The 10,333-nt window shown below is 36.8% G+C and carries 10 protein-coding genes; 5 read left to right on the top strand and 5 right to left on the bottom strand.

Going from position 1 to position 10,333, the window contains the following annotated elements; translation table 11 throughout:
• Nucleotides 1-69: 69 nt before the first annotated feature.
• The 5 genes from ASG31_RS04175 to ASG31_RS04190 form a co-directional block, all read right to left on the bottom strand.
• A complete protein-coding gene (locus tag ASG31_RS04175) occupies nt 70-900 on the bottom strand; it encodes a hypothetical protein (RefSeq protein WP_056028363.1) in 831 nt (276 codons plus the stop codon).
• A 101-nt stretch (nt 901-1,001) separates the two neighbouring features.
• The gene (locus ASG31_RS04180; protein WP_056028366.1) at nt 1,002-1,793 is read right to left on the bottom strand and encodes a helix-turn-helix transcriptional regulator; all 792 of its coding nucleotides are present in this window, start codon (nt 1,791-1,793) and stop codon (nt 1,002-1,004) included.
• A 55-nt stretch (nt 1,794-1,848) separates the two neighbouring features.
• Nucleotides 1,849-1,986: a hypothetical protein gene (locus tag ASG31_RS18495; RefSeq protein ID WP_157844433.1), complete on the bottom strand. Its 138-nt coding sequence runs from the start codon at nt 1,984-1,986 to the stop codon at nt 1,849-1,851.
• A gap of 47 nt (nt 1,987-2,033) precedes the next feature.
• Entirely contained in the window at nt 2,034-2,408 is a 375-nt protein-coding gene (locus ASG31_RS04185) for a hypothetical protein (RefSeq protein ID WP_056028369.1), read from the bottom strand.
• Nucleotides 2,409-2,462: 54 nt separating this feature from the next.
• A complete protein-coding gene (locus ASG31_RS04190) occupies nt 2,463-3,362 on the bottom strand; it encodes a CorA family divalent cation transporter (protein WP_056028372.1) in 900 nt (299 codons plus the stop codon).
• A gap of 347 nt (nt 3,363-3,709) precedes the next feature.
• Here ASG31_RS04190 and ASG31_RS04195 point away from each other — a divergent pair, with 347 nt between their 5' ends.
• The 5 genes from ASG31_RS04195 (at nt 3,710) to ASG31_RS04215 (ending at nt 10,004) form a co-directional block, all read left to right on the top strand.
• Nucleotides 3,710-4,732, top strand: a complete 1,023-nt coding sequence (locus ASG31_RS04195) for a 3-oxoacyl-ACP synthase III family protein (protein ID WP_056028375.1) — start codon at nt 3,710-3,712, stop codon at nt 4,730-4,732.
• A gap of 72 nt (nt 4,733-4,804) precedes the next feature.
• Nucleotides 4,805-5,179 (top strand): VOC family protein, encoded by a 375-nt coding sequence (locus ASG31_RS04200; protein WP_056028378.1) that lies wholly within the window; start codon nt 4,805-4,807, stop codon nt 5,177-5,179.
• Nucleotides 5,180-5,391: 212 nt separating this feature from the next.
• Nucleotides 5,392-7,653 carry a glycoside hydrolase family 3 C-terminal domain-containing protein gene (locus tag ASG31_RS04205; RefSeq protein ID WP_056028381.1) on the top strand — a complete coding sequence of 754 codons (2,262 nt, stop codon included), beginning with the start codon at nt 5,392-5,394 and terminating at the stop codon, nt 7,651-7,653.
• A 466-nt stretch (nt 7,654-8,119) separates the two neighbouring features.
• The gene (glyA, locus tag ASG31_RS04210) at nt 8,120-9,385 is read left to right on the top strand and encodes a serine hydroxymethyltransferase (RefSeq protein WP_056028384.1); all 1,266 of its coding nucleotides are present in this window, start codon (nt 8,120-8,122) and stop codon (nt 9,383-9,385) included.
• Between the two features lie 184 nt (nt 9,386-9,569).
• Nucleotides 9,570-10,004: a regulatory protein RecX gene (locus tag ASG31_RS04215; protein WP_056028390.1), complete on the top strand. Its 435-nt coding sequence runs from the start codon at nt 9,570-9,572 to the stop codon at nt 10,002-10,004.
• The last annotated feature ends 329 nt before the right edge of the window (nt 10,005-10,333 follow it).

Raw genomic sequence — 10,333 nt, forward strand, 5'->3', positions numbered from 1 at the left:
ATTCTGTGTTTATTTTTTGTAAGTGTTTTTAGTTCTGCACATTACAATAACCTTTAAAACAGCCTTTTTTTAGCGAAAATTATACATGATATTTCCACTATTGTCTACATAAAATTGAGTGAAATAGACGTTTTCGCTGGTAATTCCCAGAAGTGAACGATTGGCTATAATTCCTGTCATGAGTTGATCCGAAATTTTATCAATTGTTTCGGGAGTATTGAGGTATTCTGTGATTTTGCCAGAAAATAATTCGAGAAGCGGACCGTTTAAAGCTCTCGTTAAAGGCTCCAAAGGTGTAAGTAAAAAATTGATACCATCGTGTCCTGCACTTGCATATATTTTGGCGGAAGCGTTTCGGTATTTTATTTTTCCGTCCACGGTGTAAGGTTCCAGCTCTATGTTCATGCGCAAATCGTCTACGTGAAATTGTGGATTTCCAATTCCTCCGCAAGCCAGATTTCTGACACAGTTGATGCTTATTTCTACATCTTCTTTTTCAAAACTTACAAAAAAATGTATTTTGCCGTCTTTGGCGGTTACTTCTGCTTTATTTGTATTGATATTTTTAAAGTAAACAGTTAGTGGCTCGTAACGAAGAGGCTCGAGTTCAAATATGGTTTCCGCTCCCGTTCTGCCGATCCGCAACTTTACATCATTTCTTTTGTAGAACTGAAAATTTCCGGATGCGTCTGTTCCTGCGGGATCAAAGTTGTTGATTTTGAGATACGATTGTCGCAGTGTAGCGTTGATAAGTGTTGTCCAGAGTCTGTTATCTATTTTTTTTAAATAATTGATCGTGGGTTGTTTAAAGACTTTTTTTCCAACACTAGGATTCAGAATTTGTGCAGGCGATGTCTGGCTTATCAGTAAACCAAAAATCATAATGATTAGTTTTTTCATGGTGGTTTTGTTTTATAGGTAAAGTTCACCACAAAAAAAGAGATAAAAAATAGTAGATATCTGTCATTTTTTCAGAACAGAATCACATGGAAGAAAGATTTCTAAAAAATATTATTTCTGAATGCAAACGAGATGAGTTCTGCAGAAGTTTTGGTGTTTGTTTTAATTCTTAAATTTCTCTTGTGATTTTCTACAGTATGATAAGAAATTGAGAGTTTTTCAGCAATTTCCGGCGAGTTGAGACCTTTAGAAGTGAGAAGCAAAATTTCATGTTCTCTTTTAGAGATTTTCGGAATTTTAAGGGGAGTCAGAGTTTGGTCTGTCATTACTTTGAAGTACTGGTTCTCGATGTTATTACCATCAAAAAAAGTAATCATAGCCTGGTTTTCTAGATGAAGATGAGAAATGTCTGTCAACATAATCCAGCTGCTTTCTACAATACCATTTCCATCAAAATAGTATCCCGGAAACTGAATGAGCCGCCACTGATATTCTTTGTTGGCATCAAGCATTCTTCCGTAGATGTTTACTCTGCAGTTTTTTTGTTTTTCATGAGGAAGTTTCTCGGCTAATTCTAATGCAAAAATAAAGGCAGAAAGTACATGGTTTTTGTCATCGGGATGAAAAAGGTTGGCAAAGAAGTAGGCGTCACCATTCGTCCATTCTTTCTCAGAAAATGGAGTTAATTGATGAATGTTTTCACTTACTGCAATTATTTTGCTGTCTTTCCGGCTTCCGATAAACCAGAAGTAATGACCAATTGCAAGATCTGCAACCTTTTCAATATTTGGAAAAAAATAAGAAAAAAAATCTTGTTCTGAAAAAACTTTATTTTTTTTTGAATTGATTACCTTATTAAATTTTTCTGCGGAAATAGGATTTACTTTTTTCATCAAATACGTGTTTTTTTATTTTTTACCATTGCTACACCTCGCTTAAATAAACGTGCTAATCACGACCGTTGGCATCCAAAAGATCTGAAAATTCTTTTTCAGAGATAATATCGTGCAGTGCTTTGAGTTTTTCTCGGGATTCCGTTGAAAGCGTGGCATCATCAAGGATTGTGTTTAAAATTTCGGGTTTCATGATTTGGTGTGGTATTTAATAGTACTTTTAAGAAATTATGGTATTAATTATAATTTTTTTGGGTAATAATTAATTTTCAATCGGCCTATTTTATTCTTAAACTCTTTTCTGGTTAAAGTGCTGTCTGTCAAATCTTTTGGGTGATTTAGAGAATCAAGATTAATCAAATAATATTGGCTACCATCATTTTCAGATGCCCTCTCTAAAATTAAAATATTATTCTGTAAATCATAACTTGTAATATCTGGACCAACAACACCTAGCCAGTTATCATGGTCATTAAAATTTAATGAATAACCCTCATCATTCCATCTGCTAATTTCTAATTTATCATTGATAGTTATTTTTTTACCACAGGAAATCAATGAGAAAAATAATATAATCAGGACAAATTTGATTCTTAAATTTTTTGGATTCCTCATATTATAATGTTTGAAGATTTCTATAATGTAGTTTAATCTAACAACAATAGTTGATTACCACTGCTTCCTCCTCGCATAAATAAAAGTGCATATCACAATTAATCCCATTAATCCTAAAGTATAAAAATATCCATATTTAGTATGAAGTTCCGGCATATTGTCGAAGTTCATTCCATAGAGACCTGCAATGAAGGTAATCGGTAAAAAATAAACCGAGTAAATTGCCAAAACTTTCATTACCTGATTCGCTTTCTGGTCTGAGAGTGCGAGAAACATCGAAATTAAGTTGGTAATCTGTGCATTCAGATGGTCAAAATCAGCAACTACATCCTTGTGCTTGTCTTTTAAGTCAGCAATTTCAGAATCCTGAAGTTCCAGGAGTTTAAATTTATCAATCGCATCTGTAGAAACCGTTAATACCCGTGAGTTCAGGCCGGATTTTCTTTTCAGGCGGTACAGTCTCCGGATTTGATTGGTGTGATTGGTGTTTTTCAGAAAAATTTCATTCTCAATCTGATCCATTGTTTCCAGCAGACTGATAGATTCATCATCGAAGGTTTTCATGATCAGCAGAGCAAGCGTAAGTGCAATCTTTCCCGGAGTGCACGGTTCGTTATGCAGTGTAAGTTCTTTTTTGGTTTGGGTAATACTCTTATTTTTCATCCGGTGAACGGTAATAATGGTATTATTGAAAATAAATATCCCAATTTTTGTGCTGATATCGCTGATGGTATTCAGGTTTTTACGTTCCTGCTCGGTGCTTTCGCGGAGAAGATAAAATTTTATACTGCCGTCCTGCTCGTATTTTGGGAGGTGATTAGGATCCATCGTGTCTTCCAGAAGAAGATTATTGATTTCGTATCTCTCGTGGAGAAACTTTAAATCATCTTCTGTAGGCGCTTCCACGTCTATCCACTCATGATGTTGATCTCGGTAAAGGGTTTCTATTGGCATACTATAAAAGTAATCATATTTGAAAAACAAAGATATATGGAAATGAATATTTACTGATATAATAAGGATAATTTTAAATCGAAAAAAACTGAACCAATAAGATATATTAATTTGTTAAGTTCGGTTAGGGAATTATCTGTAGATATTCATTCAGCAAATACGTTATATTTAATATCTGTTTGTCATTCCGGAGTAATCTAAGCTTCATCAATTTAATTGAGTTTAAAAATCAAACATATAAAATATTCATCTACCAAACTTCAATGTTAAATCTGTCCCTTACCTAAACCTTAACCTCAACCTAATATATATCAAATAAATTTTATCTTTACCAAAATAAAAACAATATGATTAAAAGTACCATAAAAGGCATTGGTTTTCATGTTCCGGACAATGTTGTCACGAATGATGACCTCTCAAAACTGATGACCACCAATGACGAGTGGATTACCGAACGTACCGGAATTAAAGAAAGAAGACACCGCGAAAACCGCAATGATGCACAGGAAACTACAGCGTATTTAGGTTTTAAAGCTTCTGAAAAAGCATTGGAAAAAGCAGGATTAACGGCAAAAGATATCGACTACATTGTTTTCGCAACACTTTCTCCGGATTATTATTTTCCGGGATGCGGCGTTTTGCTTCAGGATATGCTGGGTTGCGACACGATCGGAGCATTGGATGTGAGAAATCAGTGTTCGGGTTTTGTGTATGCGATGAGTGTTGCAAATGCTTTTATTAAATCTGGAACTTATAAAAATATATTGGTGGTCGGAGCGGAAGTTCATTCTTTCGGACTTGATTTTTCTGATGAAGGCAGGGGAGTTTCTGTTATTTTCGGAGATGGGGCAGGAGCAATCGTGCTTTCAGCAACGGAAGATGAAAATGCCGGTGATATTTTAGCAATGAATATGCATTCTGAAGGGAAATATGCCGACGAGCTGTGCACGCAGTTCCCGGGATCAAAATATGGGTGGAGCGACAGAATGAGAAAAGAGCCTGAAAATGTTACGAACAAGGAAGTATATCCAATTATGAACGGAAATTTCGTTTTTAAACACGCCGTGACCAGATTCCCTGAAACCATGCAGGAAGCTTTGGATAAAGCAGGGAAGACGATTGAAGACTTAGATATGTTTATTCCGCATCAGGCGAATTTAAGGATTGCCCAGTTTGTTCAGCAGAAATTTGGTTTACCGGACGAAAAAATCCACAACAACATCCAGAAATACGGAAATACCACAGCTGCATCTATTCCCATTGCGTTAAGTGAAGCGATAGAAATGGGGAAAATTAAAAGAGGAGATTTGGTTCTTCTTTCAGCCTTCGGTAGCGGATTTACCTGGGGAAGTATTTTATTTGAATATTAAACAAACACCCAGCATCCAGCATCCATCATCCAACAACCCACATCCAACATCCAACATCCATCACCAACAAAAATGAAAAAAGTAACAGGCATCGGCGGAATATTTTTTAAAGCAAAAGACACCAACGCGGTCAACGAATGGTACAAGAAAAACCTCGGATTAGACACCACTCCATACGGCGTTAGCTTTGAGTGGAAAGACAAGGGAACCGGCAACACAGGAACTACGCAATGGACACCATTTGCAGACGATACAGAATATTTCGAGCCATCCCAAAAGGAATTTATGATCAATTACCGAGTAGAAAATCTTGAATTATTGGTGGGAGAACTCAAAAAAGAAAATGTGAAAATTTTAGATGAAATTCAGACTTATGATTATGGAAAATTCGTCCATATTTTAGATCTTGAAAACAATAAAATCCAGCTCTGGGAACCAGTCGATTAAAATTATGTGTTTCATATCACTACAGTCTCTTCGGTTTTCTGGAGAGATTTTTTTTTTGAATTTTCAGATTTTTCAGAATACAACAAAGATTTATTGAGATTTATTTTTTACAATAAAAAGTAAAAATGCTATTTCTTTAAATTTAATGTCTCATTTTGAGGTAATATATTTTAATTTTCTTAAATTTGTTACCAATTCAAACTAAAAGATTTATGATTAAAAAAGCTGCTCTCTTTAGTTTTTCAATATTACTTTCCGCTTCTGCATTTTCGCAGAACAAAACGATACCGGTTTATCTGGATGAATCAAAACCTGTTGAGCAAAGAGTAAAAGACGTACTTTCAAGAATGACACTTGAAGAGAAAGTGGCTATGCTTCACGCGCAGTCAAAGTTCAGTTCTCCAGGCGTTCCCCGTTTGGGAATTCCGGAATTTTGGACAACCGACGGACCGCATGGTGTAAGACCCGAAGTTCTTTGGGACGAATGGGATCAGGCTGGCTGGACGAACGATTCAATTATCGCTTATCCGGCTCTCACAGCACTTTCCGCAACATGGAACAGAAATATGTCATGGAATTACGGTAAAGCTTTGGGAGAAGAAGCCCGATACAGAAAAAAAGACATTCTTTTGGGACCTGGTGTCAACATTTACAGAACACCACTCAATGGAAGAAATTTTGAATACATGGGTGAAGATCCGTATCTCACTTCTAAAATGGTGGTTCCTTATATAAAAGGTGTACAATCCAACGGCGTTGCTACTTCTGTGAAACATTTTGTGCTCAACAATCAGGAAATGTTCCGCCATACCAGCAACGTAATTGTGGATGACAGAGCGTTATACGAAATTTATCTTCCTGCGTTTAAAGCGGCGGTTACGGAAGGCGATTCATGGACGATCATGGGAGCTTACGATATGTACAAAAATCAGTACGCCAGCCAGAATCAATATCTTTTAAATGACATTCTGAAAAAGGAATGGAATTACAAAGGGGTAGTAGTTTCAGACTGGGGAGCGGTCAACAGTACCGAACAGGCCATCAAAAACGGACTTGATCTGGAATTTGGAAGCTGGACAAATGGTCTTTCTGCCGGAACTTCCAACGCTTACGACAATTATTATCTGGCGCATCCTTATTTAAAAATGATTAAGGAAGGAAAAATCGGAACCACCGAACTGGATGATAAAGTCACCAGAATTTTAAATTTAGCATATAAAACGACTTTAAATAAAAATAAACCTTTCGGAAATGTAGCATCCGCAGAGCACAGAGCAACAGCTAAGGAAATCGGGGAGGAGGGAATTGTTTTGCTTAAAAATGACAAAAATGTTCTTCCAATTAATATGAATATTGCTAAAAAAATTGCAGTAATTGGTGAAAACGCCATCAAGGTAATGACCGTTGGCGGTGGATCGTCTTCATTAAAGGTAAAATACGAAACTTCACCTTTGGATGGAATCAAAAACAGATTCGGTAAATATGCTGATGTACAGTTTGCAAGAGGCTACGTCGGCGATGTTGGCGGAGAATACAATGGTGTGAAATCCGGACAGGATCTGAAAGATAACCGTTCTGCAGATGAAATATTAAAAGAAGCAGTGGATCTTGCAAAAAATTCAGATTACGTCATTTTTGTTGGAGGTTTAAACAAAGCCGATTTTCAGGACAGCGAAGGAAACGACAGAAAAAGCTACGGATTGCCGTATAACCAGGACAATGTGATTTCAGCCTTGGCAAAAGCCAATAAAAATCTGGCTGTAGTTTTGGTTTCCGGAAATGCCGTTGCAATGCCATGGGTAAAAGAAGTTCCCACTATCGTTCAGGCTTGGTATCTGGGTTCCGAAGCAGGAAATTCAATATCTTCAATTCTGGCAGGAGATGCTAATCCATCCGGGAAATTACCGTTCACTTTCCCTGTAAAACTGGAAGATAATTCAGCCCACAAACTGGGAGAATATCCTGGAAACAAGGAAGAACTGGCTGCAGGAAAAGGAAAAGATCAGAAAAATCCAATCAACATCACCTACAACGAAGGAATTTTGGTGGGCTACAGATGGCATGATACCAAAAAGATTAAACCGTTATTCAGTTTTGGCCATGGTTTAAGTTATACCACATTCCAATTTGGTAAAGCAGTTTCAGATAAAACGACTATTTCGCAGAATGACAAAATCAGTTTTACTGTAAAAGTTAAAAATACCGGTAATAAAGCAGGAGCAGAAGTGGTTCAGCTTTATATCTCAGACAAAAAATCATCCGTTTTAAGACCTGAAAAAGAACTGAAAGGTTTTGAAAAAGTATTTTTAAATCCTGGCGAAGAAAAAGAAGTGACTTTAACAATAAATAAAGAAGCTTTAAGTTTCTTTGATGCTCAAAAACACGCATGGGTCGCCGAGCCGGGAGATTTCGAAGCCCAAATCGGAAACTCTTCAGACAATATTCTCACAAAAGTAAAATTTACTTTAAAATAAAATTTTTTCAATTGATTATTTTTAAAAGTTCTGTGATTCGTTTCGCAGAACTTTTTTGTTTTAAAACACAACTTTGTCAAAGTTTTTATCAGAGCGCAGATCAACTTTGACAAAGTTTTACAATAAAAAATTCTTCAATCGATTATTTTTAAAAGTTCTGTAATTCGTTTTCCTCAACTTTTTTTTTAAACCGACCTAGGATGCGGAAGCGTTAAGAAAATATTTGAAAATTTCGTTAAGAAAAATCTACTGTTTGAGGGCGGGCAATATTGGGGTTAAATGCCTGTTTCCCCTAACCGCCCGAGTTTAGATTTTTTAGAAATTTTAAAAGATTTTTAGCCGCAGTACCAGTCTTGATTTTTTGTAACTTTTGCATCAAGGCAAAAGTTAAAGAATACCTAAACAATTTTAAATCTCAATTAAAATTCCTTATTTTTGCCATAGAAATCTAAAACTTAAAAAGTAAATGGACATTATTTTTGACCTTATCGAAAAAGAAAGACAGAGACAGACCCACGGTATTGAGCTGATCGCATCAGAAAACTTCGTTTCTGAAAACGTGATGAAGGCAATGGGAAGTGTTTTGACAAACAAATATGCAGAAGGCTATCCCGGAAAAAGATATTACGGAGGTTGCGAAGTCGTAGATGAGGTTGAAACTTTGGCAATCAACAGAGCTAAAGAACTTTTCGGAGTAGATTACGTCAATGTTCAGCCACACTCAGGTTCTCAGGCGAATGCAGCAATTTATTTAGCTGTTCTGAAACCGGGCGACAAAATCATGGGAATGGATCTTTCAATGGGAGGTCACCTTACCCACGGTTCTGCGGTAAATTTCTCAGGAATCCAGTACGATGTTGTGTCTTACGGCGTTCAGAAAGAGACAGGTTTGATTGATTATGATCAAATGAGAGAAGTGGCTTTGAGAGAAAAACCAAAAATGCTGATCGCAGGTTTCTCGGCTTATTCAAGAGATTTGGATTATGCAAAATTCAGAGAAGTGGCAAACGAAATCGGAGCTACACTTTGGGCAGATATCGCTCACCCGGCAGGTTTGGTGGCAAAAGGACTTTTAAATAATCCGTTCGAACATTGCCATGTGGTAACTACAACTACGCACAAAACATTGAGAGGTCCAAGAGGAGGAATGATCATGATGGGCAAGGATTTCGAAAATACATACGGTCACAAAACACCAAAAGGTGAAATCAAAATGATGAGCCAGGTTCTTGACGGAGCAGTTTTCCCGGGAATTCAGGGAGGTCCGCTTGAACACGTAATCGCAGGAAAAGCTGTTGCATTCGCAGAAGCGATCGACACTCAGTTTGAGACTTATGCAAAACAGGTTCAGTCCAACGCAAGAGCATTATCAAAATCGATGATCGACAGAGGTTTCGAAATCGTAAGTGGCGGAACAGACAACCATTTGATGTTGGTAGACCTTAGAAATAAAGGCGTAAACGGAAAAGAAACTGAAAAAGCTTTGGTTTTGGCAGATATTACTTGTAATAAAAACATGGTGCCGTTTGACGACAAATCACCTTTCACAACTTCAGGAATCAGATTCGGAACTGCTGCTATCACTACAAGGGGTTTAAAAGAAGACGATATGGACACAATTGCTGGACTGGTTTCTGACGTAGTTGATAACATCAAAAATGAAGAAGTAATTGCTTCCGTAAAGAAAAAAGTAAACGAATTAATGGAAGGCAAAGCACTTTTCAATTATTAGAAGGCTTCCGGCTGATGGCATCTTGCTTTTGGCTTATGTATAATATAAAAGGTGCAGATTTATTTTGCACCTTTTTATATAGACAGTAATTTTGCTTCCAACTTCCAACTTCCATCATCAAACACCCAACACCCATCACCAATCCTTGAGCAAATCCTACACCTTTCAGGAAATCAAACAAAAACTGGTCAACTACTGCGTTTATCAAGACCGCTGTCATGCTGAAGTGGAGCAGAAGATGAGAGATTTTCTGTTGATTGATGAGGCAAAAGAAGAAATCTTTCTTTATCTATTAAAAGAAAACTATCTCAACGAAGAACGTTTTACCCGAAGTTACATCCGCGGGAAATTTTACATCAAACATTGGGGAAAAACCAAAATCAAAATCCATCTGAAACACAAAGGCATCACAGAAAAACTCATCAGCAAATGCTTTGACGAAATACAAGATGAAGACTACCAGAAAACAATCACAAAAATTTATCAGGACTATTCATCCAGGCAGCATGGTTTAAAAGAATACCAAAAAAAATCCAAAACCATCAAATATCTCATCAGCCGCGGCTTCGAATACGACAAAATTCAATTCGCCATAGAAGATTTAGAATCCGAAGTTTAGATCGCGTCAAAATCGGTCTTGCTGATGCGAAATCATACATTACCCATCACTTATTACCCATTGCCCATATTTTCAGGAGCCGGGAACCCGCTGTCCACTATATCTTTTGCTCTTCGTTTCTCATCACAAAAGGATGCCGTTCGCATCGGGGCTAGTAACTGGGGTAGCTTTTTAAGAACTGTTTTATTTTGATAAGTAATAAGCAATAAGCAATAAGTAATAAGTAATAACGTAATTTCAGGAGTTTTATTTATAGAACGTCTTTACAAATCCAATCACGAATCCACAACTTAGAACCAGGATTTTAGGCGTCCATTTTCCAATACTTA

The organism is Chryseobacterium sp. Leaf404 (genome assembly GCF_001424145.1).
In the GTDB taxonomy this organism is placed as follows: Bacteria; Bacteroidota; Bacteroidia; order Flavobacteriales; family Weeksellaceae; genus Chryseobacterium.

Bases quoted from the DNA above. Each gene is read 5' to 3' on its own strand.
- ASG31_RS04175 (WP_056028363.1), bottom strand. From the start codon at position 900: ATGAAAAAACTAATCATTATGATTTTTGGTTTACTGATAAGCCAGACA.
- ASG31_RS04180 (WP_056028366.1), bottom strand. From the start codon at position 1,793: ATGAAAAAAGTAAATCCTATTTCCGCAGAAAAATTTAATAAGGTAATC.
- ASG31_RS18495 (WP_157844433.1), bottom strand. From the start codon at position 1,986: ATGAAACCCGAAATTTTAAACACAATCCTTGATGATGCCACGCTTTCA.
- ASG31_RS04185 (WP_056028369.1), bottom strand. From the start codon at position 2,408: ATGAGGAATCCAAAAAATTTAAGAATCAAATTTGTCCTGATTATATTA.
- ASG31_RS04190 (WP_056028372.1), bottom strand. From the start codon at position 3,362: ATGCCAATAGAAACCCTTTACCGAGATCAACATCATGAGTGGATAGAC.
- ASG31_RS04195 (WP_056028375.1), top strand. From the start codon at position 3,710: ATGATTAAAAGTACCATAAAAGGCATTGGTTTTCATGTTCCGGACAAT.
- ASG31_RS04200 (WP_056028378.1), top strand. From the start codon at position 4,805: ATGAAAAAAGTAACAGGCATCGGCGGAATATTTTTTAAAGCAAAAGAC.
- ASG31_RS04205 (WP_056028381.1), top strand. From the start codon at position 5,392: ATGATTAAAAAAGCTGCTCTCTTTAGTTTTTCAATATTACTTTCCGCT.
- glyA (WP_056028384.1), top strand. From the start codon at position 8,120: ATGGACATTATTTTTGACCTTATCGAAAAAGAAAGACAGAGACAGACC.